Genomic DNA, 25,039 nt, shown 5'->3' on the forward strand with positions numbered 1-25,039 from the left:
GGGATTGATAAGCGGACGATCGCTACCGAGTCGGAACGCCGTCGCCGTGTTCCGGACCCAGCCGCTCGCGCTCGGCGGTCGGCACCGCCGAGACCCGCTGGAACACCGCCTCCGGATCGCGGTTCCAGTGCCAGTGCCAGCGCGTCTTCGCGAGACACCACAGCTTCCGGGTCGTCGACAGCGACGGCTCGCGGGAGAGGACGTCGTACTCCTGTGCGCGGATGACGGTGTGGTGCTCCGCGTAGAGGACCGCGGCCAGCAGGACCGGGAGCTGACAGTCCTCCGGCAGGTACCGGATGCCCGCGACGGCCTCGCGATAGAGCTCCTCCGTGCGGTGAAGTTCGTCGGCCATCGCCGCGGCGAACGACTCGGAGTGTTCGAGGCGCTCGATCTGTGCGGGATCGACGCCGTGCTCTCGCAGCGTCTCCTGTGGAATGTAGATTCGATCCCGCTCGCGGACGTCCTCCCGGACGTCGCGAAGGAAGTTCGTCATCTGGAACGCCTCGCCGAGTTTGACGGCGTGGGGCAGCGCGGCTTCCTCCGCCTCCGGCTCCATGATCGCGGTCATCATGACCCCGACCGACGCCGCCGAGCCGCGCATGTAGGACTCGAGGTCGGCGTAGGTCTCGTACCGGTCGGTCTCGATGTCGGCGGCCATCGCGTCGACGAACGTGTCGATCTCCGCGTCCGCGATCCCGTATCGCTCCGTGAGTTCCACGAACGCCTCGAGAACGGGGTCGTCGGGCGGCGCTTCGCCGAGCGCCTGTGCCCGAAGGTCCTCGAGCTGGGCCCGCTGGGTTTCCGGCGGGACGCCGTCGGCGTCGTCGACGACCTCGTCGGCGATACGGAAGAACGCGTAGAGGACGTGCGTGGCGTGTCGCACTCGCTCGGGGAGAAATCGCGTCGCGAGATAGAACGTCTTCCCGGTCCGCTTCTGTATCGCCTTTCCTGCGTCGATATGTTCCTGTTGCATTCTGTGTCCCGGTAATCCCGCCTGCCACTGAACGGATGTATACGATACGACAGGTGTATATAAAATACCACTCCCTCACTATGTTCAGGGACCCGGTCGCCGGGTCACTCGAACAGTTCGTCGAGCAGCTTGCGCTGGGCCGTCCGGAGGTGCTGATGGAACGTCGATCGGGAGATGTCCATCGACGCGGCCAGTTCCTCGCCCGAGACGTCCCGGGGCCACTCGAAGTAGTTGGCGTAGTAGGCCTTCTGGAGCGCCGTGAGCTGTCGATCGGTCAGCGACGACTCGAGCCGCGCCGTGACGTCCTCGGTCGCCCGCGTCGGTTCTTCGGTCTCGTGGTACCGCACGAGTTCGACGCGGTCGTACCGGCGTTCGAGGGCGTCGTACGCGGACCGCGCGGACCGTCCGTTGGGCAGGTCGACGGTCAGGTCGGCGACTCCGTCGGCGGCCGTGAACTCCCGGATCACGCCGCCGTGCTCGCTCAGCGCGGTCACGATTCCGTCTCCGACGGCGACCTCGAGGACGGTGCCGCTCTCGTCTCCGGAGAGGAGCGTGACGTCGTGTCCGTCTGGAAACGGGCTCGCCACGCCGTCGGCGTCTATCTCGCGGTCGGCGTGGAGAAAACAGAGCGGCGTCCCGTCCGCGTCGGTGGTCAGCCCGCGGTAGCTGATCGCCGCGTCGACGGCGTCGGCTACTCTCGTGACGAACAGCGACGGGTCCTCGATCGTCAGCTCGATCGAGACGACGGTCTCGGTCGTGAGCATCCGTCTGACCTCGAGTGCGTTCATCGCGGTCGCGATCGTTTCGGCCAGCGACTCGAGGACGAACCGCTCACGTTCGTCGAACGCGCCGGATTCGTCGGCGAGCACGACGAGAACGCCGTAGGTGACGTCGCCGTACGTGAGCGGCAGTGCGATAACCGAGTGAAGGTGTTCGTCGGCTCCGGTCGGCCACCAGCGGTCGGCGTCGTCGAACGCCGCGAGGTCCTGGATCACCTGCGGCTCGCCGTCCGTGAACGCCCGGACGGCGGGATGCGTTTCGTCGGTACCGAGCACGAGTTCGTCGGTCTCGAGCGGAACGGTGTCCTCGCCGGCCCACTCGCGGGGCGTGAGTCGTCGGTTCGTGACGTCGGTCCGACCGATCCAGGCGAGAACGTAGGGATCGGTCTCGGCGAGGCGCGCACAGACGTCGCGTTCGATCGCGTCACGGGTCTCCGCGCTGACGGCGGCGTCGGTGACGTCGCGGACGAGTCCGTCGACGCGCTCGAGGACGTGTTCGAGCGCCCGTCGTTCCTCGCGGACTCGCTCGGCGTTCTCCTCGGCAGCGATCTCGGCGAGTTTCCGGTCGGTGATCTCGAGGTGAACGAGCGAGACCAGTCGACGGTCGCCGTCGGTGAAGGGGCTGACCCGCATCAGGAACCACTGCTTTTGGTCCGGCGAGTGACACGGGTACTCCATCGCGAACGAGTCGCGGTCCCCTTCCACGACGGCCTCGATCCCCTCGAGCGCTCGGCGAGCGTGTTCGTCGTCCGCAGCCGTGACCATCGCGATGTAATCGACGCCGACGTGGTCGGTCTGGGTCTCGGGACTGAACGCGCGCCACGATTGATTCGTCAATAGAATCTCTCCCGTCTCGTCGATGACGGCGGCGGTTATCGGGAGGGTCTCGAGAGCCGATGCGGCGAGGTCGTTCCGAGAAGCCATCGCTAGACGGTTCGGTCGGGATCATCTTAACCGAATGGCTTCCGGACTGCGATCGGCGGTCGAGTCGCGGGAATCGATCGTCTATTCGACGCGGTCGTGACTGGAATAGAGACGGCCAGTGAGTGAAATTTAAGTGAGTGCGATATCCACTCGCAGCTATGAATCGCCTGGTGGTCCTCGTCGCCGTGGCGGTCTGTCTGACGACGTTCGTCGGCGTCGGGGCCGCCCAATCGAACGGGGACGTGACGGTCACCGTCCACGTCGTCGCCGACGACGGGAGCGACGTCGGCGGTGCGTCGGTGACCGTCGCGTGGGACGGTGGGGAATCGACAGAGCAAACGGCGTCGAACGGGCGGGCACTCATCGACGTTCCGAGCGGGGCGGACGTCTCGATCGCGGTCGACGACGAGGAGTACGTCCGGAACAATCCCGTGGAGATCGGAACGGTCACCAACCACACGACCGAAACCGTCACGGTCTATCCGCCGACGGACGGCGAAATCGCTGTCGTGGCGGACGACGACCCGGTCGAGTCCGCGACGGTCACGCTCACCAAACGCGGCGACGACCGCGCGGCGGCCGAGGGGACGACCGACAGTGATGGCATCTTCGCGGTCGACGACCTCGAGACCGGCGTCTACGACGTCACCGTCACGAAACCCGGCTACTACGAGGAATCGACCACCGTCGACCTCGCGGCGGTCGACGATGCGTCCGTCGACATCGAGCCGGGGACCGCAGAAGTCTCGTTCGCGATCACCGACGCCGTTCTCGAGGAGCCCCTCGCGGCCGACGTGACCGTCCTGAACGACGGCGAGCGGGATTCGACTATCTCGACGAACCAGAACGGCGAGCGACGTATCGATCTGTCCGTCAACACGGAGTACACCGTCGTCGTCGAGGCCGAGGGGTACGGGACGCTCGAGCGGGAGCTGTCGGTCGGCGAGTCCGATACGAGCCGGAGCTACGGGATCGAACGGACGCCGACACTGGCCCTCGAGACGTCGAACGAGCGCGTGATCCTCGGCGAGACCGTCGGTGTCACGGTTACCGACGAGTACGGCGACCCCGTCGAGGGTGCGACCGTTCGCGTCGACGGTTCGACCGTCGCGACGACCGACGCCGCGGGATCGGCGTCGGTACCGGTCGAAACGGCGGGCGAGCTCGAGTTCGTGGCCGAAGCCGACGGGACGACGTCGGACTCGGTCGTCGTCGAGGGTATCGATCCGGACGCGGACGGTGAGGACGGCGCGGACGAAGGGAGCGACGAGAACGAGACGGAACGTACCGACGCTGATGACCCGGCGGCTGGGGACGGGATGCCCGGCTTCGGGCCGTCGACCGCAGCGATCGCAGTCGCCGCGTTCGTCGGCGGACTGATCGCTCTCCGTCGGTCGTAGGGGTCCGGCCGTCGGTCGATCGCCCTACAATTCCTCCAAGTGACATGTTAGACAACGCTTATGTGGTCGTTTGTGGACAGCTTGCACGGAGATCAGGCGTGTTGGGATACTGACCCGCCCGAACGACGATCCGAGCGGCGGATTCGGGCAGGGGGTGTTCAGTGACGATTCCCCGTCACGGGTGCTCGAAGACGGTGGCCGATCCGACGAGGTGATCTCCGATCGAAATGCACACGAGGACAGCACGGTTCGGAGACGGAACGCGTCACTGTGGACCGCTCCGGATTCGCAGCTCGTCCGCGCTCGACCCTGTCAAACGCGGTCGTGGTCGCGATCGATCGTCGTGCCGCGATCGATCGTGCGACCCGTTGGCGTCCGTGACAGTCGTCACCGGTTTGACAAACGCATATGGTAGTCTGTGACATCTATCGTGATATGGCTAGCAACCAGGTCACCCACGACCGGTCACGGTGTCGCAACTGCGGGTTCGAAGCGCCCGGCGGAGACGACGAGTGGCGACGGATCGAGGTCCCGAAACTGGGCCGGATGACCCAGTGTCCACACTGCGAGAGCACGGACATCATCACCAGTCGGTGACTGCGGTCCCCCCGGTCGGCGAGCTCCAGGGTCCGATACCGACCCCGATTCGAACCGATCGACGGTCGCTCGCGCAGACAGACTCTTGAGTGTCTCGACCCTATCGGTGCCCATGAGCAACGAGGCAGATCAGCTTCCGACGAGCGACGACGAGTGGCGCGACCGGCTGAGCGACGAGGAGTACCGAATCCTCCGCGAGGCGGGCACCGAAACGCCGTTCAGCGGCGAGTACGTCGATCACAAGGCGGACGGAACGTACGCCTGTGTCGGCTGCGGGGCCGAACTGTTCGACTCCGAAACGAAGTTCGAGTCCGGCTGTGGCTGGCCGAGCTTCTACGACACCGACGACGACCGGATCGAAACCCGAACCGACACCAGCCACGGGATGCGCCGCACCGAAGTCCTGTGTGCCAACTGCGGCGGCCACCTCGGCCACGTCTTCGAAGACGGCCCCAATCCGACGGGCAAGCGCTACTGCATCAACTCCGCCGCCCTCGAGTTCGACGACGAATAATCAGGCCGCGGGACGTCGAGCGCGTGACGCCTTCCGGAGATCACCGGTCGGCAAGACGGGCCCGGTCGCGGCCTACCGATCGGTGCACGCGGGGAGCGTGAACGAGAACGTCGCCCCCTCGCCGGGCTTCGAGTCGACCCAGATGTCGCCGTCGTGGCGCTCGACGATCCGCTGACTGAGCGCGAGCCCGAGTCCCGTTCCCTCGTACTCCTCGTGGCTGTGAAGGCGATCGAAGACCGTGAACACGCGATCGTGGTCCGCCGGGTCGATTCCGATCCCCTCGTCGCGGACCGAGATCACCCACTCTCGTCCCCGCCGCTTCGCACCGACGTGCACCCGCGGCGGCTCGTCGCCGCTGTACGTGATCGCGTTCGATAGCAGGTTCTGGAACACTTGCCGCAACTGGCTCGCGTCACCGTCGACGCGCGGGAGCCGTTCCGCCGTGACCTCGGCGTCGCGCTCCCCGATCTGTAGCTGCAAGTCGTCGAGGACGTCCTCGAGAACCGTCTCGAGCTCCATCGGTTCGAACGGATCGCCTCGCGTTTCGACCCGGGAGTACGCGAGCAACCCGTCGATCATGTCTCGCATGCGTTCGGCCCCGTCGACGGCGAACCCGAGAAACTCCCGGCCGTCCGCGTCGAAGGCGTCGTCGTATCGACCCTCGAGCAACTGGAGATAGCTCGTCACCATCCGGAGCGGTTCCTGCAGGTCGTGTGAGGCGGCGTAGGCGAACTGCTCCAGGCGCTCGTTGGACTCCTCGAGTGCCCGCTCGCGTTGCTTTCGCTCGAGTTCGTACTGCATCCACTGCGACAGGAGGTGGTGGAACGTCCGCTCGGCGTCGGTAAACGCCCGGTTCTGCGGGTCCGATCCGACGAAGAAGAGCGTCCGGTCGGGCGCGTTCTCGAGTTCGATCTGCGTGCCGAGATACGTCTTGACGCCGAACTCCTCGTAGGCGAGGGTGCCGCCGAACCCGGCGTCGACGGGATCGGTCACGCTGGCCGTCTGCTCGCCGTCGACGGTCAACCGACAGTAGGTCTCCGAGAGTGGCACCTGTGTACCTGGCGTGAGGTGGTCGTGGTCGTCGCTGACGGCTTCCACTTCGAACGAGTCGGTAGCCGGATCGATGCGGGCCATCCCGCCGAGTTCGAGATCGAAGCGTTCACAGCCCAGTTCGAGCATCGCCTGTCGCTTCTCGTCGAACGAGCGGTCCGGATCGGCCGCGATCTCGTACAGCGTTCGTTCGTTGGACTCCCGTTGCTCCTGCTCGAGCTGGTATTTCACCCACTGTCCCAGCAGGCGGTGGAAGGTCAGTTCGCCGTCGGTAAAGTCCGTGTCTCGTCGCTCGTCGGAAACGAAAAAGAACGTCCGGTCGTTCCCCCCCTCGACGGGGAGGGAGGTGCCGAGATACGCCCGCAAACCGAACTCCTCGTAGACGGTCAGATCGTCGCACCCCTCGCGTCGCGGGTCCGACACGCTTCGGGTGGTTTCGACGTCGGTGGCGGCGTGACAGTACGTCTCCGACAGCGGGAGTTCGACGCCGGGCTCGAAGTGGGCGTGGTCGTCGCTGACGTGCTCGATTTCGAACCAGTCGTCGTCGGTATCGACGCGGGCCATCGCCCCGAGTTCGAGGTCGAACCGCTCGCAGCCGAGGTCGAAGAGCTCCTGTAGCTTCTCCTCGAACGAGCGGTCGGTGTTGGCTGTGATTTCCGTCTGCCGCTCGAGATACCGGTGGTGGTCCTGTAGTTCGGCCCGCGCTTCGGTGCGGTCGAGTAACGTCCCCATCATCCGGTCGATTTCGCGCTCGGGCTGGTCGGGTCCGAAGAACTCCTCGGGCGGCGTGTAGTAGAAATTCTGACAGACCGTCTGGTCGGCGATCAGATGCGGGTGGGTCTTGATGATGTCCCGAACGATCTCCGCGGAGAACTGCTCGCGATTGTACTGACAGAGCGCGATCCCGTCGGCGTCCGGGAGGAAGCGGTTGAGCTTGGCTTCGTACTCGATGAGCTTCTCGAGCGGGGGATCGTCGCCGAACACCCACGTCATCTCGCCGGTGATTCGGAGCCCCTCGTAGTCGGTCGCGGCCTCGTCGATCGCATCGGAGAGGAACGCGATCATGTCGTCGGGGTCGAACGCCCCGTTCCGGAGGTAGGACTCCTGCGCGGTGTGGACCGTCAGCGCGCCCGACTCGAGCGCGCCGTCGACGTCGACGCCGGCGTCCCGAAGCGCCGCGAGGATCGTTTCGACGTCGTTTTCGTCGGCGATGTAGAGACAGCGTTCGCCGCGCTCGAGTCCCTGCGTGACGTAGGGGATTGCCGTCGCGAACTGTTCGGCCTGCGTCTCGTAGAGGAGGGCCAGATGGTCGTACGAGCTGTGTTCGGGGACCGGTTCGACGGGGCCGTCGAACGCTGGGCTCGCTTGCAGTGCTTCGAGACCTGTGTCGAGTCCGAGCACGTCGGCGTCGGTGTTTTGTATCGGGTGGCTCATTGGGACGTTTCGAGTAGCCGTAGATAGTCGACTCGGCGACGGATCGGGTCGTCCGTGATCCGCCAGCGGTCGTCGTTCGCGCGGAGTGAGCGGCCGTCCGGAGCGACTGCACGCCTCCGTCGTTCTACAGACAGACACTGGACACACGCGGATAAGCGCGCCGGTCAAACGGCGTCGGAACAGTGACACTATCGGGGCGCTACTGACCGAGCCGCCAGTCGTTGGACGAAGGAACGGCTGATCGGCGGACTAGCGAGTGCAGGCAGTATCCTTTTCGATCCGCCTGGCTCACCTCCGCCCATGTCCAACGAACGACCGACCGCTGCGGAACTGCGACAGGGGATGACCGTCGAAATCGTGCAGGACGACGCGGACCCCCAGTCCGAGGATACGGAGCCGATCATCGGCGAGGTCGGGACGATCCACGGTGACGACCCCGAGGGGCCGCACGTCAAGTTGAAAAGCGGCGTCGTCGGTCACGTTCGGTCGGTCGCCCCCGACGAGTAGCGATCGCCGCGGTTCACGCACCCGGGCAGTCGACGGGCCCTGGGTCTTTCGCCGGCCGAAGCGGTTTCCGATGCGACGGCGACGGCGGGGGATGCGCGACTCGAGTCTCACCGGGCTCGTTCACGACGTCGCCGCCGTCGCCCGCGAACGCCAACTCGGCGTCCCCGCCGCCGGCCTCGCGTCTCACGCGTTCGATACGGTACTGACGTGGGTGTACGTCGGCAGCCGCTGGCTGCTGCTCGGGGCCGTCCTCGATGCGGTTCTCGCCGATCTCGTCGGTCCGGAGACTGAGTGGGTCCCCCTGTGAGCGGTTGCGGTCGACGTACGCGTGACGATTCGACCGAGCTTCCTCACCGATCGCGTCTAACTTTCCCGGCATTTTGATTGAGAAATTCAAATATATGGCGCAAAAAGACGAGTGTTCAAGCACCTTCTAGAGCGGTATCGACACATTCATGGTTGGGAGAACGATACATCCGACTATGGGGCCCGAAGCAGAGTCGATCGGAAGTCGTTCGAGCGAGACGGGTGACGTCGTCGCAGCGGTCGACGAAATCGACGGCAATCCGCATCTCGTCGTCGCCGATATCGCACAGGACGACAGCTGGATCGCCATATCCGAAACCGCCGCCGCCTCGCTCGAGGAGTGGCGATAGCTGCTTCGGGGAGCCGCCGCTCGACGGATCGCGTTTTCGGCGACCGTCCCGCGGCCGTCGGTCGTCCATCGCTCACTCGCGGGTACCATCCGTTCGGAACGCGGCGGCGATGGTGTTCGCTCGCACTTCGCCGATCCCGTCGATACGCGTCAGGTCCTCGCGACCCGCCTCGAGCAGGGCTTCGACGCTCGGATACCGATCGTACAGCGTCGCCGCGAGTTCGGGACCGATGCCCTCGATACAGCCGTATATCCGCTTCGTCGTGGGCTCGCGACGGCTCGGGACCGAGCCGACCGGTAGCCGGTCGGTCGTGGGGTCCTCCGCGTGTTTCCGCCCGAGTCGGATCGCGAAGTCGACCAGTCGTCGGCGGTCCGTACAGGGGACGACGGGCACCCCCTGCCGGGCGGTGATCGAGGCCATCGATCCCCGAATCGACGCCGGCGAGACGGTCGTTCGCAGCGACTCGAGGTCGGCGAACTCCCCCTCGAGCAGGACGTACGAGTGGTCGTACGCGGTGGCCATCCGCTCGACCTGATCGGTGAGGTCCGAACCGGCCCGACCCACGGCGCTGGTGACGTAATCGCGGGGCGTCTTGCGTTCGAACCCGACCGACCCGATCGCGAGGTCGCCGCTCGCGAGCCGCTCGACGCGCACCTCGGTGACGTCGGCGTGGCGTCGAACCGCCTCGACGAGCCCGGCGGGCTCCCGGTCGTCGACGGTGACAGCAACGCGCATACCGGACCGGACGCGCTCGAGCGATGAACGGGTGTCGGTCGCAGCGAGCGCGACCGGACCGATGCTTTCTATCCCCAGGAACCCGTACCGGCGACGAATGGTTTCCGCACGAACGCGCGACGAGGACCGGCTGCTCGTCGTCGCGCCCCCCGAAGGGAGAGCCGGTGCGCTCGACCCCGCGCGCTACGACGACGCGTTCGACGTGACGGCGGTGGCGACCGCGGCCGACGCGCTCGACCATCTCGAGAGCCACGCCGTCGACTGTCTCCTGACCGGACAGTCCCTTCCGGGCGTGGAATCGACCGGACTGGTGCTCCTCGAAGCGGTTCGGGAGCACCGTCCCGACCTCCCGGTGGTACTCTCCCCGACCGACGGCGACGAGTCGCTGGCCAGCGAGGCCGTCGCTGCGGGTGTCACGGAGTACGTGTCGCGAGACGCCGCCGCGGACGATCCGATCGAGGACTGCCGAGCGGCGGTCGAACGGGCCCTCTCGACGGGCCGCGAGCGGCGACGCCGGCGGGAGCGCGCGCAACGGTTCGACGCGATCTTCGAGGACCCGGAGACGTACTCGTGGGTACTCGAGCCGGACGGGACCGTTCGGCGGGCCAGCGAACCGGCGCTCGAGGCGATCGGCGCGGCCGCGAGCGACGTTCGTGGCCGGCCCGTGCAGGAACTACCCTGGTGGCAGGGGACCGCGAACGGAAGCGCGGCGATCCGGGACGCGATCGAGCGAGCGGCGAGCGGCGAGATCGCACACCGAGAACTGACGCCGGTTCGCGCCAACGGTGCCGGGACGACCGAGGGAGACGGCGGCTCCCCGCGCGAGACCGCGGACCCGAGAGACCAGACGTTCGAGGTGACGGTCCGACCGGTCCGCGACGAGTCCGGGGGCGTCGTCTCGCTGCTCGCGCGGGCGACCGACGTCACCGAACGCGTCCGACTCGAGCGGGAGCTTCGCGAATCCGAAGAGCTCCACCGGGTGACGCTCAACAACATGACCGATACCGTCCTCATCACGGACGACGACGGCGAGTTCACCTACGTCTGTCCGAACGTCCACTTCATCTTCGGCTACTCCGACGACGAGATCCGCGAGCTGGGGACGATCGACGAGCTGCTCGGGTCGGATCTCTTCGACCGCGAGGAGCTCGAGGCGGCGAGCGTGTTGACCAACCTCGAGTGTACGGCGACCGACCGGGCCGGGCGCGAACACACGCTGCTGGTCAACGTTCGCGAGGTCTCGATTCAGGGTGGGACCACCCTCTACAGCTGCCGCGACATCACGAAGCGAAAGCGCCGCGAGGAGGCGCTGACGGCGCTCCACCGGACCGCACGCGAACTCCTGTACGCCGAAACCGATCGCGAAATCGCCGACATCGTCGTCGAAGACGCGACGGACGTCCTCGACTGCGAGGCGAGCGCGGCGTACCTGTTCGACACGGACGAGAGCGTATTGCGGCCGGCCGCGGCCGCGCCGGGGATGGAGCGGTTACACGGTCCGGTCCGCGACCACCGGGCGACGAACGACAGTATTCCCGGTCGCGTCTTCGTCGACGGCGAGAGCCGATTCTTCGCCGACGTTCACGACGCACCCTCGCTCTCGAGTCCGGGGACCGACCTGCGAAGCGCCGCGTACATCCCGCTGGGCGATCACGGCGTCTTCGTCGTCGGATCGGCCGAGTCCGACGCGTTCGACGACGTGTCCCGCGAGCTGACCGACCTCCTCGCGGCGACCGCGGAGGCCGCGCTCGACCGGGTCGAGCGGGAGGGAACGCTGCGCGAGCGGGACCGCGAACTCGAGCGGCAGAACCGCCAGCTCACGCGCCTCAACGGGATCAACGAGATCATCAGGGACCTCGATCAGGCACTGGTCCGGGCGGAGACCCGCGACGAAATCGAACGCGCGGTCTGCGACCGGCTCACGGCCGCCGACCGGTTCTCGTTCGCCTGGATCGGGACCGTCGACGCCGGTCGCGACCGCCTCGAGTCGCGGGCCCACGGCGGTGCGGCCGAGGGCCGGGAGTACCTCGACAGCGTTTCGCTCTCGCTCGCGGACGCGACCGAGCCCGCGGTCAGGACGGCGACCGATCGCGACGTGACCGTCGTCCCGAACGTCGCGAACGGACTCCGCGACGAGGCGTGGCGGTCGGCGGCGCTCGCCTGCGAGTATCAGTCCGCCGTGAGCGTGCCGCTCTCCTACGACGAGTTCACGTACGGCGTCCTGACCGTCTACGCCGACCGGCCCGAGGCGTTCGACGACATGATCCGCGCCGTCCTCGCGGAACTCGGCGAGACGATCGCGTCCGCGATCGCCGCGGTCGAGCGCAAGCGCGCGCTCGTCTCGGGCGCGAGCACGCGACTCGAGTTCGAGGTGACCGACGACACGTTCGTCTTCGCCCGTCTCGCCCGGCGGAGCGACGCCGTGCTCTCGTTCGACGGGAGCGTTCGTCAGGACGAGGACGGGGCGTCGGTGTTCGTGACCGTCGACGGTGCACCGCCGGCCGCCGTCGCGACCGCGGCCGAGGACCTCGTCACCGTCGAGCGCGCGCGGGTCATCAGCAGCGACGGACTCGGGATCGGAGACGACGAGTCGATCGCCGACGGGAGCGACGCGGACGCCGATCTCGGCGGCGCAGTCCTCCTGCACCTCTCGCGGCCGGCACTCGCCCTCCGACTCGCCGATCACGGGGTGCTGTTGCGCGGCATCGAAGCGACCCCCTCGACCGCTCGAGTCGTGGTCGACGTTCCGCGGCCCGTCGACGCGAGGGAGAGCGCCGACATCCTCTCGACGGTGTTTGCGGACGTCGATCTCCGATCGAAACGGACGGTCGAACGCACGACGCCCCGCGATCTCGACGCGAAGCTCCGTGACCGGCTCACGGACCGACAGCTCGAGGTCGTCCAGTTCGCGTACTACGGCGGCTACTTCGAATCGCCCCGCGAAAATTCGGGCGAAGACGTCGCCGCGGCCCTCGATATTTCGCCGGCCGCCTTCTATCGGCACGTCCGGACCGCCCAGCGGAAACTCTTCGAAGTCGTCTTCGACGAGATCGGACTGCCGGCAAACGCTGCACCAGGGGTTGAATAGTGAACCTCGCTGGCTCGCCGCCGCTAGTTATCTGACGGATATACTCATCCTAATATACCTTGTATTCCTGAATGCGACGAACGGCCGAATCTGATCCGCTCGTCGTTACCATCATGAGCTACAAAGACGCCGAACTCGATCCGGAGTCGGAATCGACCTACGAGTGCTTCGACTGTGGAACCGTCGTCAGTACGACCTCGCCGAACGCCTGTCCCAAGTGCGGCGCAGAGATGCGCAATCGACGCACACCGATCGAGTAACTATGTCCTCTCAGGAACGTTCTTCGCCGCCGACCCGAGAAGCGACGGCCGCATCGACCGATCCCGAAACCGCGCTCGAGACCGCGCGCCGGCAACTCGACCGCGTCGCCGCGCAGCTGGACGTCGACGACGCCGTCCTCGAGCGCCTCAGTCACCCGGCTGCGGTCCACGAGGTGACGATTCCGCTCGAGCGCGACGACGGATCGGTCGAGGTCTTCACCGGCTACAGGGCCCAGCACGACAGCGTCCGCGGTCCCTACAAGGGTGGGCTGCGCTACCACCCCGAGGTGAGCCGCGACGAGTGCGTCGGGCTGTCGATGTGGATGACCTGGAAGTGTGCGGTGATGGATCTCCCCTTCGGCGGCGCGAAAGGCGGTATCGTCGTCGACCCCAAGTCGTTGAGCGACGACGAGAAGGAGCGGCTCACGCGTCGGTTCACGCAGGAAATCCGCGACGTGATCGGGCCGAACACGGACATTCCGGCACCCGACATGGGCACCGACCCGCAGACGATGGCCTGGCTGATGGACGCCTACAGCATGCAGGAAGGCGAGACGATCCCCGGCGTCGTCACCGGGAAGCCACCAAGCGTCGGCGGCAGTTACGGCCGCGAGGAAGCGCCCGGCCGGAGCGTCGCCATCGTCACCCGGGAGACCTGCGAGTACTACGACTATCCGCTCTCCGAGACGACCGTCGCCGTGCAGGGCTTCGGCAGCGTCGGCGCGAACGCCGCCCGCCTGCTCGACGAGTGGGGCGCGACGATCGTCGCCGTCAGCGACGTCAACGGTGCGGTCTACGACCCCGACGGGATCGACGTCGCGGCGATCCCCTCCCACGACGAGGAACCGGAGGCGGTCACCCAGTTTGCGACCACTCTCGGCGACGACCCCGGCGGGGCGCGCCGCATCTCGAACGCGGCCCTCCTCGAGCTCGACGTCGACGTCCTCGTTCCGGCCGCCGTCGGCAACGTCATCACCGCGGACAACGCCGACGCCATCGGGGCCGACATCGTCGTCGAAGGCGCGAACGGCCCGACGACGTTCGCCGCCGACACCATTCTCGAGGACCGCGGAATCCACGTGATCCCGGACATCCTCGCCAACGCCGGCGGCGTCACGGTCAGCTACTTCGAGTGGCTCCAGGACATCAACCGCCGCGCGTGGTCCCTCGAGCGGGTCAACGAGGAACTCGAGTCCGAGATGGTGACGGCCTGGACCGCGCTGAAAGACGAGGTCGAACGGCGGAACGTGACGTGGCGCGACGCCGCGTACGCGGTCGCGCTCGATCGAATCGCCGAGGCGCACGAGATGCGCGGGCTCTGGCCCTGAGCGAATGTATCGACCCGTAATCGAGCGCGTTTCTCTCACCCGAACGTACACGGCTCACGAGTCTGTTCGCCGTGGCCCGGCGCGCCACCGAACGTCGGTTGAGCGTTTCGCGTGGAGCCCGGAAATCGTCCAGATCGACGAGCGCCCCTAGTTCACGACTCTCGAGTGAGGTACTCGAGCGCCTCCGCGTCGCTCACCTGGCCGAAGGTTCGGTAGAACTGGCCCACGGCGCGGAAGTCCGCGGGCGTCTCCAGGGCGATCACGTCGTCGGCCTCCTGCTCGAGGTCGTCGACGGCCCGCGGTGAGCCCACGGGGACGGCCAGGGCGACCCACTCGGCACCGGTCTCTCGGACCTGTCGGAGGCAGGCGGTCGCGGTCGCGCCGGTCGCGACGCCGTCGTCGACGACCAGGACTCGCTTTCCCTGCAGATCGGGTATCTCCTCCGTCTCGCGGTAGCGGTCGGCCTTCTCGCGCGCGTTCCGGGCTTCCTCCGCGCGGACCCGCTCGAGATACTCCTCGGAGACGTTCAGCCGGTCGATCAGGTCGTCGTTGTACCAGACGCTGCCGTCGCTGGCGACCGCGCCCAGCGCGACCTCCGGGTTCTGCGGTGCGCCCATCTTTCGCGCGACGACGACGTCGAGGTCGGCCTCGAGCGCGTCGGCCACCGGTCGCGCGACGGGCAGCGCACCGCGGGGAATCCCGAGGACGACGTCGACCTCGAGGTCGCGGGACTCGAGTGCCGCCGCGAGGCGTTCGCCGGCGTGGGTTCTGTCGTCGAACATGGTCCTGCGACCAATTACGGCAGCGACGTACTATGCGTTTGCGTCGCACACGACGGGTGGGGGCGTCACACGTGGGGGACGAACCGGAATTCGCCTGCCGAACGCCTACCCGACGCCGCTCGGGACGGTGTGTATGGCACGGCTCCAGCAAACGCTCTCGAACGTCTCGGAGGAGAGCGGGCACGACAACGGCCGCGTCGGGATCGTCGGCGGCAGCGTCGCGTATCCGAACCAGCCCGCGCTCGTCGGGCGAGCGGCGTTGCGGACCGGCTCCGATCACGTCCGGGCGTTCGTCGCCGAACCGATCTACGAGATCGTCGCGAGCCACGCCCCGAACCTGCTCGTCGACCACCACGGTCACGAGGAGTTCTACGACGGCGCGATCGACCGCACGCTCGAGGTGGCCGACTGGGCCGACGCCTTCGTCATCGGCCCCGGCCTCGCCGACGCCGACCCCGACGCGGTCCGCGAGGCGGTCGACCGCATCGAGGGTCCGCTCGTCGTCGACGCGCTGGCAATCGAACCCGCGCTCGAGGCCGATCTCTCGAACGCGGTCCTGACGCCCAGCGGCTCCGAGGATGCCCCGATCTACGAGGCCTACGGCTCGCTCGAGACGTTCTCCGAGGAGACGGGAGCGGTCGTCATCCTGACCGGCGACGTCGACGAGATCGTCGCCGAGGGCGTGCGGATCGAGAACGAGACGGGAACGTCGGCGATGACCGTCGCCGGGACCGGGGACACGATGGCCGGTATCATCGCGTCCCTGCTCGGTCAGGGGATGAAGCGCCGCGAGGCCGCCGAACTCGGCGCGTGGGTCCTCGGCAAGACCGGCGAACTCGCCACGGCCGAGTACGGGCCTGGCGTCGTCGCGACCGACGTCATCGAGCGGATACCGAACACGATTCGGTAGGCGCGATTCAGTCGTTGGAGCTCGTGAGCCGGATATCGGGTATCGGGGCGAGACCCCGCTCACGAACGGGCCGAGAGCGACGGCACCTGCCGGCGTCGGAGCCGTCCGCGTACGACCGGCGTCGCCGGAAACAGCCCGACGTCGGTTCGTTCGATCTCGAGCACCTCGAACGCGTCGTGCCCGACGAATCGCTCGACCGTCTCGCGGTGAAGCTGGCAGCCGCCGGCGGCGCGCTCCCACAGCGGCGTGAGCCGTTCCTGCGCCCGAGCCCGCCAGCCGTCGTTGCGCACGTGCTCGAGGAACCGAAGTTCCCCGCCCGGCCGCAGGACGCGGGCGAGTTCGTCCAGCGCGGGGTCGGGATCCGCGATGGTACAGAAGACCAGACTCGAGAGCGCGACATCGAAAGCGTCGTCGACGTACGGGAGCGACTCGGCGCGGTCGTCGCGGAGGTGGACGCGCAGGTCGGATCGGGCGGCGACGTCGGCCGCCCGGCGTCGCATGTGGGGGTCCGGTTCGATCGCGTGGTACTCGAGGCCCTCGTCCGCAGCGTCGGCCGCGTAGGGAATCATCGCACCGTTGCCCGCGCCGAGGTCGAGGACGCGCCCGGCGAGGTCGGCGGTGAGGTACTCGCGGTGGAGTCCGACCAGAAACCGATCCGGCACGAACCGGTCGTAGAGCGCCGCAAATATCGGGTGTTCGATCCGCCGCTCGCCCATCGTCCGCCGTGAATCGGGAGGTGCCATTGAGCGACTCGGTGCAACCAACGACGACCGGTCCCAAACCGGTTTCCCCGCTTCGAAGCGGACCGCCCCGCGAGGCGTACCGGCACCGGGGAGCGCTCGCCGACCGTCTCGAGTGGTTTTATTGCCGGACGCCGCACTATCAGCAGTATGACCGACGATCGACTCCGCATGACGCCCGGCCCGACCGAGGTACCCGCGGCCGTCCGGGAGCGGATGAGCGAGCCCACGCCGAACCCGGACGTCGAGCCCGCGTTCTTCGAGTTCTACCGGACGCTGACCGGCAAACTCGAGGCGATCTACGGCGACGACGATATCGCGATCCTCGGCGGCGAGGGTATCCTCGGCCTCGAGGCCGCCGTCGCGTCGCTGGTCGAGCCGGGCGACCGGGTGCTCTGTCTCGCGAACGGGCTCTACGGCGAGGGGTTCGCCGACTTCGTCGAGATGGCCGACGGCGAGGCGGTGGTCTGCGACGCGCCGTGGCGGGGGCCGCTCGATCTCGCGACCGTCGAGTCCCACCTGGAGACGGGGTCGTTCGACGTCGCGACGATGGTCCACTGCGAGACGCCGACGGGCGTCCTGAACGATCTCGAGCCGGTGCTCGACGTGCTCGACGAGCACGACGTCGTCAGCGTCGTCGACGCGGTCTCCTCGCTCGGTGGAACGCCGGTGCCGACCGATCGGATCGACGTCTGCCTGGGAGCTTCCCAGAAGTGTTTCAGCGCGCCGCCGGGGCTGACCGTCTGCTCCGTCAGCGACCGCGCCTGGGCGAAGATCGAGTCCTTCGAGACCGAGAGCCTGTACACCGACCTCGAGCCGTGGCGCGACGCCGCCGACGAGGAGTGGTTCCCCTACACCCATCTGGCGTCGAACCTCTACGGACTCGATACCGCGATCGACCTGCTGCTCGAGGAGGGACTCGAGGACGTCTTCGAGCGCCACGAGGCGGCCGCCGAGCGCTGTCGCGAGCGAGCGGCCGCCATCGGACTGGGACTCTACCCCGACGAGGCGACCGCCTCGCCGACCGTGACCGCGCTCGAGGTCGACGGCAGCGCGACCGCCCTCCAGCGAACGCTGGCCGACGAGCACGATATCGTGCTCGCGACCGGACTCGGCGACCTCGAAGACGACGTGCTCCGAATCGGCCACATGGGACACAACGCGCGGGTCGACCGCGTCGACCGGACGATGGACGCAGTGGCCGCCGTTCTCGAGTAGTCCACGATTCGGAACAGGGTTCGGCCCGGCCTCTCTCGGGGCCCGCTCTTCTTAGATATATCTTACGGTTATGTGCACGCGCGAACGGCGGCTATTTTCGGGTCGTTATGGACGATTGAACAGTTTTCTACGGTGACGCGGCTACCAGTGATCGGGTATACAGGACGTCTACTGACGGTATAGGCGGTTCGATCCGATGTCGTGAAGCGCTATCCATCGCACAGTTGTGATTAAAAAATAGAGATGGATACGCAAATAAAGACAAATAACAATTAAGGTTATTGGGCCCACTTCATTTGGGTAGAAGTAGCATGACACAGGTAATATGGATCATCGCGGCAGTGTTGGTGACCTTCACCGCTGGATACGTGGGATACTCTAGATATCTCACGCAGTTCGTCGAGCTCGACGAGGACGCGGAGACACCGGCACACAAGTACGAGGACGGACAGGAGTACGTGCCATCGAAGAAACCAGTGCTGTTGGGCCACCACTACTCGAGTATCGCGGGTGGGGCACCGATCGTGGGGCCGATCACGGCGGGTGCCATCTGGGGCTGGGTGCCGGCCTTGCTGTGGATCGCCATCGGGAATCCGCTGATGGGTGCCGTGCACGACTTCGTCTCGCTGTCGGGGAGCCTCCGTCACGAGGGGAAGTCGATCGGGTACATGATCGGCGAATACGTCGGTGAGAGCGGGAAGAACATGCTGCTGTGGTTCGCGTTCCTGACGATCATATTGGTCGTCGCGGTGTTCGCGCTCGTGGTCGGGATCGTTTTCAACGCGTATCCGCAGGTGGTGACGGCCTCGCTGCTCTACATCGGGCTGGCGCTGGCCTTCGGCGTTTACCTGTACCAGTTCAACGGCCCGTTCATCCCCGGAACGGTGGTCTTCGTCGTGGGTGTCTTCGCGTCCGTCTGGGTGGGCCTTCAGTACCCGCTGGCGCTGTTTGCCGGTGACTACCCGGCCGGAACGATCGTGTTGCTCGGCGGTGCCGGCGACTGGGTGCCTGGCGCGGCCGCGCTCGGCGGGAACACCGCGGGATGGATCCCGGTCGTCATGGTCTATGCCGCGATCGCGAGCGCACTGCCGGTGTGGGTGTTGCTTCAACCGCGAGACTACCTGTCGTCGTTCCTGCTGTACACCGGCGTCGGCGGGGCGATCGTCGCGATCATCGTCGGAACGGTGCTCGGGACGTCGTCCAGCCCGCTCGTCATCGATAGCTCCATCGGCGCGTTCGAAGGGTTCTGGGGTGTCGAGGGCGCGGGGCTCGCACCGCTGTTCCCACTGCTTTTCATCACGATCGCTTGCGGGACCATCAGCGGCTTCCACTCGCTCGTTTCGTCCGGGACGACCGCCAAACAGCTCGACAACGAGACCGACGCCCGGCTGATCGGCTACGGCGGGATGCTCGGCGAGGGACTCCTCGCGGCGGTCGCACTCTCGACGCTCGCGGTGGCGGGCTTCGCCGATCCCGAGGGCGGAATCGGCGCTGCGCTTCCGAACTTCGCCGAAGGTGGCGGTATCATCCTCACGAGTGTCGGCGTGTCCGAGACTGTCGGCGCGGTGTTCATGGCGCTCGTCCTCTGTAGCTTCCTGCTCACGTCGACCGACACGGCCGTCCGTCTCGGCCGATACATGATGGAGGAGATCGTCGGCACGCCCGCGGGACGGACCGATACGGGACTCAACATGGATCCGCAATCGATCGCACGCGGTCGGTACACGAATCCGCTCGTGCAGATCCTGCCTGCCTACCTGCTCGTCGTCTCCGGGCAGTGGGTCGTCCTCTGGCAGCTGTTCGGCGGCGCGAACCAGCTGCTCGCGGCGCTGGCGCTGCTCACCGCGACCGTCTGGCTCGCGAACTGGGACGACAACAAGCAGCTCGTTTCGACCGGCGTTCCGATGGCGATCATGGTCACGATCACCGTCCTCGGGCTCTCGATCCTGGTGTTCTACGAGAACCTCTACCTGAACTTGCTTCAGGGCGGGGCCGAGACCGCCGAGGCGATGGTCTCCTCGGGCGTGCAGATGGCCATCGGCCTCGTTCTCATCGGCCTGGCGCTCGCGCTGGTCAGGCTGGGGTACCGGAACATTCAGACCGTCCGCAGCGGACCCGAGCGGCCCGCAGCGGAACCCGGCGACGACTAACGGCGACCGGCCGCTGCTCGTTTTCTTTCGGCTGCCGCGTGAGAGCTCCCGCCGGAACCGTCCGCGACCGTCGGCGCTCGTTCTACCGCCAGAATCGTTTCGCGAACCGCGAAAGGAGCCCCTCTTCGGGCGTGCTCACCTCCTCCCAGAGGGTAAACGCCTCCGTAACGTCGGCGGCCTCACTGCCGACGTGATCGTCGGCCGCGGGCGCGACGACGACGAGATTGATCTCGTAGTGGCCGTGATAGCCGAACTTCAGTAACGTCCGATCGCGGAAGCCGGCGACGAACTCGCGGACGTCGTCGGGGATCTCGTCGGCGACGAGGACGAACGTGAAGTCCGTCCCGAAGTGTTCCTCGTCGGCGACGACCCGCTCGTCCGCGAGGTCGTGACCCACCTCGACGAGTCGCTCGAGTTCCGCGACCGTCGGCCGCGACTCGCGCCGGGCGAAGAGGTACTCCTCGGCCTCGTGATCGGCGTAGGAAAGCGACGGGTGGAAGAACTGCTTCTGACTGAGCACGCGCATCTCGCCGTAGAGATCCCACCGCTCGCCCGCGACGGAGCGATCCTTCTCGAGGTCGTAGTTGTACATCAGCCGGTCGGACACCCGGTCCAGATACTCGTCGTCCCAGTCGGGCACCGCCTCGCGGATCTCCGCTGGCAGTTCCGCCGGGGTCGCCTCGTCGCTCATCGCGCGTCGGTGGCGGGTGTCAGAACCCGATCACGGCCCACCACTGACTCCGTTCGCTCGCGATCCATGACCCGTTCTCTCATACCTCCGGTTACCGTCGGGGTGTCAAATAATCGTCGGTGGGTCGAGCGTCGCCACGCCTCGACGCAGCCGGCAGATTTTAGACGCCGGAGACGAACTATCGTGCAAGAGGATAACATGGGTGGGAAGAAAACCGAATCCTGCGGCCGGTGTTCGATGTCGACGGTCGTCGACGTCGCCTCCTACGGCGACGACGGCGACGACGGCGACGACGGGTCCGACGGTGAAGTGAACCGGAACCCGTTCGGCGAGGCAACCATCGAGGTCGACGACGACGAACTTCGACGGATATCGCCGGGTGCCTGGGCCGGACGCGTCTCCGATCGACTCGACGACCTCGGCAAGCGGCTGATTTACGGGCGCTAGCCGGGCCGGCGGATCGCGCTCACGACATCGTCACGAGATACGTCATCGAAAATAACAGTATCGCGGCCGTAGCGACGTTGATGAACCCGAACTCGAGGAAGTCGAGATACGACAGTCCCCAGACGATCGACCACGCGAACAGCGTCGAGAGCACGGCGTTCATCGCGATCAGGACGCGCGGATCGCCCCGCGAGGACGATACCCCCGCCTCGAACCCCTCCTGTTCGGAATCGCCATCGCTCATACAGGGAGAGGTCGTCACCGCCACTTAACTGTTCGCCGTCCGGGGCCCACGGCTCGCCGACGGGGCTGAGCGTTCGGACGCGGACCCCCGGCCGTGGTATAGCTCTTTGCGACTCGAGGGAGAAGGATCGCTATGCACCTTCGAAACCGCCACGGATCGCACGTCGATCCGGTCCCGTTCGTCGTGGTCGTCGGCCTCTCGTTCATGATCCTCTTGTCGTTCGGCCCGCTGTACGGCCAGGCGCTCGGCCTGTCGCTCGACCTCGCGATCGCGCTCTCCACTGTGCTGTTCGCCGTCACCGCCGTCGCTGCGTTCTACCGGCACGTGTGGACGTTCCGTCCGGAAACGACCGGTACCGTTCCGTCCGCAGTCCGCGCGGAGCGACTGTTCTACCTCATCCCGATCCTCGCGGCGGCCCTCGTCGCCCTCGCGGTCCCGCTGGTCGTCGGCTAGTCGCGATCCCGCGGCCGCCGGTTCGCGTTCGGGTGCGTTCTCCATCCCGTCCGCGGTCGTGCAACTGTGACACACGATCGCATAACGCTGTTACCGCTGCCGATGAACGATCGACTATGGGACTCCTCGAATCGATGAAAGCGACCCTCGCCTCGCCCGCACCGAAGGGCCGTCCCGACGACGGCTCCGACGGTGCCTACTGGTGTGACGACTGCGGCGTCCGGATCAGGGACGTCGAACTCGAGGGCGACCCGGTCTGTCCGGACTGCGGAACCGAGATGCGTTTCGAGCGGTCGACCGGACGGGACTGTGCGTGCTGACTACGGTTCTCGGACGACGGTCTCCGCGCCCTGTTCCGCGGGGAACGGCCCGTCGAGATCCGAGTCCCACTCCTCGTCGGTGACGAGCGCGTCCTCGAGCGCCGCTCGGAGCGCCCCTTCGTCGTAGTCGGTGCCGATGAAGACGAGTTCGGTCCGACGGTCCCCGTGCTCGTCGTGCCACTCGAGATTCGGTCGGTTCGACCGGTACATGTCGCGCTCGACCTCGGGGAGGCTCGCGATCCAGGGGCCCTGTGCGGTGGCTCTGATCGACGGCCCGGCCTGCGCGACCGACACCCGCATCTCGTTGTCGGCGAGCCAGGCGGTCCCCTTCGCGCGGACGATCGATCGCGGGAGGTCCCGGAGGAACGCGGCGAACCGTTCGGGGTGGAACGGCCGTCGTGACCGGTAGACGAACGACGAGACGCCGTACACCTCGTCGGGGTGGTGGTGACCGTGGTGGTCGTCGGTACGGCTCTCGGCCCGGCCGTCGTGATCGTGGTGATCGGCGTGGCCGTCGTCGCCGTCGGCCGACTCGAGCGCGCGTTTCCAGCCCGGCAAGTCGTTCACTCGGCCGGCGTCGAACAGGGCAGCGCCGAGCAGGCGGTCGGGATCGACGGCCGAAAACTCCGTGCGGATCGTCTCCGCGTCCGGCTGGAGCGCGCCGACGAGTTCCTCGGCGTCCGCGAGTTCTGCCTCGCTACAGAGATCCGCCTTGTTGAGCAGGACGACGTTCGAGACCTCGACCTGCTCGACGAGCAGATCCGAGAGCGGCCGGTCCTCCGCCGTCCCCCGCCGCTCCGGCTGGTCCTCCCCCGCGAAGGTCTCGAGGAACGCGGGCGTGTCGAGGACGGTCACGAGCGTGTCGACGTCGTAGCGCGCCGCGACGCGGGATTCGGTGGTAAACAGCCGCGCGACGGGGGCAGGCTCGGAGATCCCCGACGACTCGACGACGAGGTGGTCGAACGAGCGATCGCGGGCCAGCCTGACCACGGCCGTCTCGAGATCGTCCTGCAGTTCACAGCAGATACAGCCGTTCGAGAGCTCCGTCACGCCGTCGTCGAGCTCGAGTTCCGAGCCCTCGGCGACGAGTTCGGCGTCGACGTTGACCTCGCCCATATCGTTGACGAGGACCGCCAGCGTTCGATCGCCGGCGTTCGATAGCAAGTGATTGAGAAGCGTCGTCTTGCCGGCCCCCAGACTCCCCGAGAGGATGGTGACGGGAATTCCGTCGTCCGTGTTCGTCTCCATAGCTGGACACTGGGGGCGGATCGCCTTGAAAGCGAGCCACGAGGGTTTTTACCGTTCGATACACAGATACGGGCATGGACTTGGCCGACCGGATCGAAGCGTTTCGCGAGACGCTCGACGAGTGGTTACGGGGGCTCTACCACGGGATGATCTCGCATCCGGCCTACGAGAAGATCGAAAAGGAAGCCGAAGACGCCGAGGACGCGTTCATTTTGGCGTGTTTCCCGGACGCCTTCGGCATCCCGTCACCGGTTTCGTACTACACCGCGGAGCTGCTCCCGTACCTCGAGGACGAGTTCGAATCGTGGGAGCGGCGGCTGTGGGACCGCGGGACGTACCTCGAACGCAAGGGGCAGCAGTACCACTTCTGATGGAGCCATTCGTCTTCTTCGGCGGCAAGGGCGGCGTCGGCAAAACGACGGTGTCGTGTGCGTACGCGCTTCGCTGTGCTCGCGACGGCCAGCGGACGCTCGTCGTCTCGACCGACCCGGCCCACTCCGTCACCGACGTGTTCGACCAGCCGTTCGACGACTCGCCGCAATCGGTCGCGGGAATCGACGGACTCGACGCGATGGAGATCGACCCCGACGACGAGGTGACCCGCCACCTCGACGAGATCCGCCAGGACCTCTCCGAGCAGGTGTCGGCGTCGATGGTCAACGAGATCAACCGCCAGCTCGAGATGGCCCACGGGACGCCGGGAGCCTACGAATCGGCGCTGTTCGACCGGTTCATCGACGTGATGCGGAACGCGGAGCCGTACGACCGCGTCGTCTTCGACACCTCGCCGACGGGGAGTACGCTCCGACTGCTCGGACTCCCGGAACTACTGGAAGGCTGGATCGACCGGCTGATGCACAAGCGGCGGACGAGCATCGACCTCTTCGAGAAGGCTGCCGTCGGGAACAACGAACCGCGCCGCGTGATGGAGGGCGATCCCGTCCTCGCCCGGCTCGAGAATCGCAAGGAGTTCTTCGAGTTCGCCGGCTCGGCGCTGCACGACGACGCCGCCTTCTTCCTCGTTTTGAACCCGGACGAACTGTCGCTGAACGAGACGCGGCGCGCGATCGGCGACCTGCGGGAGAAAGACCTCGCGGTCCGCGGCCTCGTCGCCAACAAGCTCACGCCGTCGCCGGACGCCGACGAGAACGGCCGCGGCGCGCGCTACCTCCGCGAGCGCGTCGAGACCGAGACGGAACGCCTCGAGACGATCCGTTCGGAGTTCGAGCCGCCGCTGGTCGCCGAGATCGGCTGGCGGAGCTCGGAAGTGAAAGGCGATCTCCTGGGGGACGTCGCCGCCGAGCTCGATATCGACACGGCCGCCGAACCGCCGACGCACGTCTAGCTCGAGCGGGAGCAGAGAACTCGGGGCTGCTTCGTCGGATCGCACTCGTCGGCAACCGTCCGTCGGCAAGTCCTCCTTCTTCGACGCCATCGTCAGAGCGCCGCTCTGACGGGCCGCAGAATCGCACACCGATTCTGCGACGGCGACGATGAACGACGTGCCCGAAGGGACCAACCCGGTCGTGTGCCTGTCTTGTTGAACGGACGGACGTTTCGAATTCGTTCGCGTCACGCTCTCACATACCAT

At 66.8% G+C, this 25,039-nt stretch carries 26 protein-coding genes; 17 read left to right on the forward strand and 9 right to left on the reverse strand.

Annotated elements, in window-relative coordinates:
- Positions 1-22 precede the first annotated feature (22 nt).
- Both BMX07_RS00130 and BMX07_RS00135 read right to left on the reverse strand, forming a co-directional pair.
- The gene (locus BMX07_RS00130) at positions 23-973 is read right to left on the reverse strand and encodes a phytoene/squalene synthase family protein (protein ID WP_090611546.1); all 951 of its coding nucleotides are present in this window, start codon (positions 971-973) and stop codon (positions 23-25) included.
- Positions 974-1,077: 104 nt separating this feature from the next.
- Complete coding sequence (locus tag BMX07_RS00135) at positions 1,078-2,676, reverse strand: bacterio-opsin activator domain-containing protein (protein WP_090611548.1); 1,599 nt, start codon at positions 2,674-2,676, stop codon at positions 1,078-1,080.
- Positions 2,677-2,834: 158 nt separating this feature from the next.
- Between BMX07_RS00135 and BMX07_RS00140 the strand changes: the two genes are divergently transcribed.
- From BMX07_RS00140 to msrB, 3 genes are all read left to right on the forward strand, one after another.
- Entirely contained in the window at positions 2,835-4,076 is a 1,242-nt protein-coding gene (locus tag BMX07_RS00140) for a carboxypeptidase-like regulatory domain-containing protein (RefSeq protein ID WP_090611551.1), read from the forward strand.
- Positions 4,077-4,511: 435 nt separating this feature from the next.
- Positions 4,512-4,673, forward strand: coding sequence for a hypothetical protein (locus BMX07_RS24065; RefSeq protein ID WP_175480000.1), 162 nt, complete (start codon positions 4,512-4,514; stop codon positions 4,671-4,673).
- Between the two features lie 112 nt (positions 4,674-4,785).
- The gene (msrB, locus tag BMX07_RS00150) at positions 4,786-5,187 is read left to right on the forward strand and encodes a peptide-methionine (R)-S-oxide reductase MsrB (protein ID WP_090611556.1); all 402 of its coding nucleotides are present in this window, start codon (positions 4,786-4,788) and stop codon (positions 5,185-5,187) included.
- Between the two features lie 72 nt (positions 5,188-5,259).
- Here msrB and BMX07_RS00155 read toward each other — a convergent pair whose 3' ends face one another.
- Positions 5,260-7,671 carry an MEDS domain-containing protein gene (locus BMX07_RS00155; protein ID WP_090611558.1) on the reverse strand — a complete coding sequence of 804 codons (2,412 nt, stop codon included), beginning with the start codon at positions 7,669-7,671 and terminating at the stop codon, positions 5,260-5,262.
- Positions 7,672-7,971: 300 nt separating this feature from the next.
- On the opposite strand from BMX07_RS00155, the gene BMX07_RS00160 reads away from it, so the two are divergent.
- The 3 genes from BMX07_RS00160 (at position 7,972) to BMX07_RS24075 (ending at position 8,834) form a co-directional block, all read left to right on the forward strand.
- Positions 7,972-8,178 carry a DUF2196 domain-containing protein gene (locus tag BMX07_RS00160; protein ID WP_090611561.1) on the forward strand — a complete coding sequence of 69 codons (207 nt, stop codon included), beginning with the start codon at positions 7,972-7,974 and terminating at the stop codon, positions 8,176-8,178.
- 70 nt (positions 8,179-8,248) lie between these two features.
- Positions 8,249-8,485, forward strand: a complete 237-nt coding sequence (locus tag BMX07_RS24070; protein WP_175480001.1) for a hypothetical protein — start codon at positions 8,249-8,251, stop codon at positions 8,483-8,485.
- Between the two features lie 175 nt (positions 8,486-8,660).
- Positions 8,661-8,834: a DUF7556 family protein gene (locus BMX07_RS24075; RefSeq protein ID WP_175480002.1), complete on the forward strand. Its 174-nt coding sequence runs from the start codon at positions 8,661-8,663 to the stop codon at positions 8,832-8,834.
- Between the two features lie 72 nt (positions 8,835-8,906).
- On the opposite strand, the gene BMX07_RS00170 is transcribed toward BMX07_RS24075, so the two are convergent.
- Positions 8,907-9,569, reverse strand: coding sequence for an ERCC4 domain-containing protein (locus BMX07_RS00170; protein WP_090611566.1), 663 nt, complete (start codon positions 9,567-9,569; stop codon positions 8,907-8,909).
- Between the two features lie 97 nt (positions 9,570-9,666).
- Here BMX07_RS00170 and BMX07_RS00175 point away from each other — a divergent pair, with 97 nt between their 5' ends.
- The 3 genes from BMX07_RS00175 to gdhB all read left to right on the forward strand — a co-directional run bounded on the left by BMX07_RS00175 (position 9,667) and on the right by gdhB (position 14,245).
- On the forward strand, positions 9,667-12,657 hold the full coding sequence (locus BMX07_RS00175; protein ID WP_090611568.1) for a bacterio-opsin activator domain-containing protein: 2,991 nt from the start codon (positions 9,667-9,669) through the stop codon (positions 12,655-12,657).
- Between the two features lie 113 nt (positions 12,658-12,770).
- Entirely contained in the window at positions 12,771-12,917 is a 147-nt protein-coding gene (locus BMX07_RS00180) for a rubrerythrin-like domain-containing protein (protein WP_139210821.1), read from the forward strand.
- A 2-nt stretch (positions 12,918-12,919) separates the two neighbouring features.
- The gene (gene gdhB, locus BMX07_RS00185) at positions 12,920-14,245 is read left to right on the forward strand and encodes a glutamate dehydrogenase GdhB (protein ID WP_090611576.1); all 1,326 of its coding nucleotides are present in this window, start codon (positions 12,920-12,922) and stop codon (positions 14,243-14,245) included.
- Positions 14,246-14,397: 152 nt separating this feature from the next.
- Here gdhB and BMX07_RS00190 read toward each other — a convergent pair whose 3' ends face one another.
- On the reverse strand, positions 14,398-15,027 hold the full coding sequence (locus BMX07_RS00190; protein WP_090611579.1) for a phosphoribosyltransferase: 630 nt from the start codon (positions 15,025-15,027) through the stop codon (positions 14,398-14,400).
- A 133-nt stretch (positions 15,028-15,160) separates the two neighbouring features.
- Here BMX07_RS00190 and BMX07_RS00195 point away from each other — a divergent pair, with 133 nt between their 5' ends.
- Entirely contained in the window at positions 15,161-15,937 is a 777-nt protein-coding gene (locus tag BMX07_RS00195; protein WP_090614697.1) for an NAD(P)H-hydrate dehydratase, read from the forward strand.
- 59 nt (positions 15,938-15,996) lie between these two features.
- Here BMX07_RS00195 and BMX07_RS00200 read toward each other — a convergent pair whose 3' ends face one another.
- Entirely contained in the window at positions 15,997-16,680 is a 684-nt protein-coding gene (locus tag BMX07_RS00200; protein ID WP_245742011.1) for a class I SAM-dependent methyltransferase, read from the reverse strand.
- A 147-nt stretch (positions 16,681-16,827) separates the two neighbouring features.
- Between BMX07_RS00200 and BMX07_RS00205 the strand changes: the two genes are divergently transcribed.
- Both BMX07_RS00205 and BMX07_RS00210 read left to right on the forward strand, forming a co-directional pair.
- Positions 16,828-17,895 carry a pyridoxal-phosphate-dependent aminotransferase family protein gene (locus tag BMX07_RS00205; protein WP_090611585.1) on the forward strand — a complete coding sequence of 356 codons (1,068 nt, stop codon included), beginning with the start codon at positions 16,828-16,830 and terminating at the stop codon, positions 17,893-17,895.
- Positions 17,896-18,206: 311 nt separating this feature from the next.
- Entirely contained in the window at positions 18,207-20,045 is a 1,839-nt protein-coding gene (locus BMX07_RS00210) for a carbon starvation CstA family protein (protein WP_090611589.1), read from the forward strand.
- 82 nt (positions 20,046-20,127) lie between these two features.
- Here BMX07_RS00210 and BMX07_RS00215 read toward each other — a convergent pair whose 3' ends face one another.
- Entirely contained in the window at positions 20,128-20,736 is a 609-nt protein-coding gene (locus tag BMX07_RS00215; protein WP_090611592.1) for a DUF8052 family protein, read from the reverse strand.
- A 198-nt stretch (positions 20,737-20,934) separates the two neighbouring features.
- Here BMX07_RS00215 and BMX07_RS00220 point away from each other — a divergent pair, with 198 nt between their 5' ends.
- Complete coding sequence (locus BMX07_RS00220; RefSeq protein ID WP_090611596.1) at positions 20,935-21,183, forward strand: DUF8007 family protein; 249 nt, start codon at positions 20,935-20,937, stop codon at positions 21,181-21,183.
- A 19-nt stretch (positions 21,184-21,202) separates the two neighbouring features.
- On the opposite strand, the gene BMX07_RS00225 is transcribed toward BMX07_RS00220, so the two are convergent.
- Positions 21,203-21,427, reverse strand: a complete 225-nt coding sequence (locus BMX07_RS00225) for a DUF8107 family protein (protein WP_090611600.1) — start codon at positions 21,425-21,427, stop codon at positions 21,203-21,205.
- Between the two features lie 132 nt (positions 21,428-21,559).
- On the opposite strand from BMX07_RS00225, the gene BMX07_RS00230 reads away from it, so the two are divergent.
- Positions 21,560-21,880, forward strand: coding sequence for a hypothetical protein (locus BMX07_RS00230; protein ID WP_090611604.1), 321 nt, complete (start codon positions 21,560-21,562; stop codon positions 21,878-21,880).
- A gap of 116 nt (positions 21,881-21,996) precedes the next feature.
- Positions 21,997-22,200, forward strand: a complete 204-nt coding sequence (locus BMX07_RS00235) for a hypothetical protein (RefSeq protein WP_090611608.1) — start codon at positions 21,997-21,999, stop codon at positions 22,198-22,200.
- Here the strand turns inward: BMX07_RS00235 and BMX07_RS00240 are convergent, their stop codons facing one another.
- Positions 22,201-23,448, reverse strand: a complete 1,248-nt coding sequence (locus tag BMX07_RS00240) for a CobW family GTP-binding protein (RefSeq protein ID WP_090611612.1) — start codon at positions 23,446-23,448, stop codon at positions 22,201-22,203.
- Between the two features lie 74 nt (positions 23,449-23,522).
- Here BMX07_RS00240 and BMX07_RS00245 point away from each other — a divergent pair, with 74 nt between their 5' ends.
- Complete coding sequence (locus BMX07_RS00245; protein WP_090611616.1) at positions 23,523-23,819, forward strand: DUF7990 family protein; 297 nt, start codon at positions 23,523-23,525, stop codon at positions 23,817-23,819.
- Positions 23,819-24,793 carry an ArsA family ATPase gene (locus BMX07_RS00250; RefSeq protein ID WP_090611620.1) on the forward strand — a complete coding sequence of 325 codons (975 nt, stop codon included), beginning with the start codon at positions 23,819-23,821 and terminating at the stop codon, positions 24,791-24,793. Before BMX07_RS00245 ends, BMX07_RS00250 begins: the two co-directional genes overlap by 1 nt.
- Positions 24,794-25,039: the final 246 nt, after the last annotated feature.

The organism is Natrinema salaciae (genome assembly GCF_900110865.1).
In the GTDB taxonomy this organism is placed as follows: domain Archaea; phylum Halobacteriota; class Halobacteria; order Halobacteriales; family Natrialbaceae; genus Natrinema; species Natrinema salaciae.

Excerpts from the sequence above, each read along its gene's own strand:
- BMX07_RS00195 (WP_090614697.1), top strand. The coding sequence starts at position 15,161 with ATGGCACGGCTCCAGCAAACGCTCTCGAACGTCTCGGAGGAGAGCGGG.
- BMX07_RS00225 (WP_090611600.1), bottom strand. The coding sequence starts at position 21,427 with ATGAGCGATGGCGATTCCGAACAGGAGGGGTTCGAGGCGGGGGTATCG.
- BMX07_RS00160 (WP_090611561.1), top strand. The coding sequence starts at position 7,972 with ATGTCCAACGAACGACCGACCGCTGCGGAACTGCGACAGGGGATGACC.
- BMX07_RS24070 (WP_175480001.1), top strand. The coding sequence starts at position 8,249 with ATGCGACGGCGACGGCGGGGGATGCGCGACTCGAGTCTCACCGGGCTC.
- BMX07_RS00200 (WP_245742011.1), bottom strand. The coding sequence starts at position 16,680 with ATGGCACCTCCCGATTCACGGCGGACGATGGGCGAGCGGCGGATCGAA.
- BMX07_RS00175 (WP_090611568.1), top strand. The coding sequence starts at position 9,667 with ATGGTTTCCGCACGAACGCGCGACGAGGACCGGCTGCTCGTCGTCGCG.
- gdhB (WP_090611576.1), top strand. The coding sequence starts at position 12,920 with ATGTCCTCTCAGGAACGTTCTTCGCCGCCGACCCGAGAAGCGACGGCC.
- BMX07_RS00220 (WP_090611596.1), top strand. The coding sequence starts at position 20,935 with ATGGGTGGGAAGAAAACCGAATCCTGCGGCCGGTGTTCGATGTCGACG.
- BMX07_RS00170 (WP_090611566.1), bottom strand. The coding sequence starts at position 9,569 with ATGCGCGTTGCTGTCACCGTCGACGACCGGGAGCCCGCCGGGCTCGTC.
- BMX07_RS00230 (WP_090611604.1), top strand. The coding sequence starts at position 21,560 with ATGCACCTTCGAAACCGCCACGGATCGCACGTCGATCCGGTCCCGTTC.
- BMX07_RS00240 (WP_090611612.1), bottom strand. The coding sequence starts at position 23,448 with ATGGAGACGAACACGGACGACGGAATTCCCGTCACCATCCTCTCGGGG.
- BMX07_RS00190 (WP_090611579.1), bottom strand. The coding sequence starts at position 15,027 with ATGTTCGACGACAGAACCCACGCCGGCGAACGCCTCGCGGCGGCACTC.
- BMX07_RS00155 (WP_090611558.1), bottom strand. The coding sequence starts at position 7,671 with ATGAGCCACCCGATACAAAACACCGACGCCGACGTGCTCGGACTCGAC.
- BMX07_RS00135 (WP_090611548.1), bottom strand. The coding sequence starts at position 2,676 with ATGGCTTCTCGGAACGACCTCGCCGCATCGGCTCTCGAGACCCTCCCG.
- BMX07_RS00250 (WP_090611620.1), top strand. The coding sequence starts at position 23,819 with ATGGAGCCATTCGTCTTCTTCGGCGGCAAGGGCGGCGTCGGCAAAACG.
- BMX07_RS00210 (WP_090611589.1), top strand. The coding sequence starts at position 18,207 with ATGACACAGGTAATATGGATCATCGCGGCAGTGTTGGTGACCTTCACC.
- BMX07_RS00235 (WP_090611608.1), top strand. The coding sequence starts at position 21,997 with ATGGGACTCCTCGAATCGATGAAAGCGACCCTCGCCTCGCCCGCACCG.
- msrB (WP_090611556.1), top strand. The coding sequence starts at position 4,786 with ATGAGCAACGAGGCAGATCAGCTTCCGACGAGCGACGACGAGTGGCGC.
- BMX07_RS00140 (WP_090611551.1), top strand. The coding sequence starts at position 2,835 with ATGAATCGCCTGGTGGTCCTCGTCGCCGTGGCGGTCTGTCTGACGACG.
- BMX07_RS00205 (WP_090611585.1), top strand. The coding sequence starts at position 16,828 with ATGACCGACGATCGACTCCGCATGACGCCCGGCCCGACCGAGGTACCC.
- BMX07_RS24065 (WP_175480000.1), top strand. The coding sequence starts at position 4,512 with ATGGCTAGCAACCAGGTCACCCACGACCGGTCACGGTGTCGCAACTGC.
- BMX07_RS00180 (WP_139210821.1), top strand. The coding sequence starts at position 12,771 with ATGAGCTACAAAGACGCCGAACTCGATCCGGAGTCGGAATCGACCTAC.
- BMX07_RS00130 (WP_090611546.1), bottom strand. The coding sequence starts at position 973 with ATGCAACAGGAACATATCGACGCAGGAAAGGCGATACAGAAGCGGACC.
- BMX07_RS24075 (WP_175480002.1), top strand. The coding sequence starts at position 8,661 with ATGGGGCCCGAAGCAGAGTCGATCGGAAGTCGTTCGAGCGAGACGGGT.
- BMX07_RS00245 (WP_090611616.1), top strand. The coding sequence starts at position 23,523 with ATGGACTTGGCCGACCGGATCGAAGCGTTTCGCGAGACGCTCGACGAG.
- BMX07_RS00215 (WP_090611592.1), bottom strand. The coding sequence starts at position 20,736 with ATGAGCGACGAGGCGACCCCGGCGGAACTGCCAGCGGAGATCCGCGAG.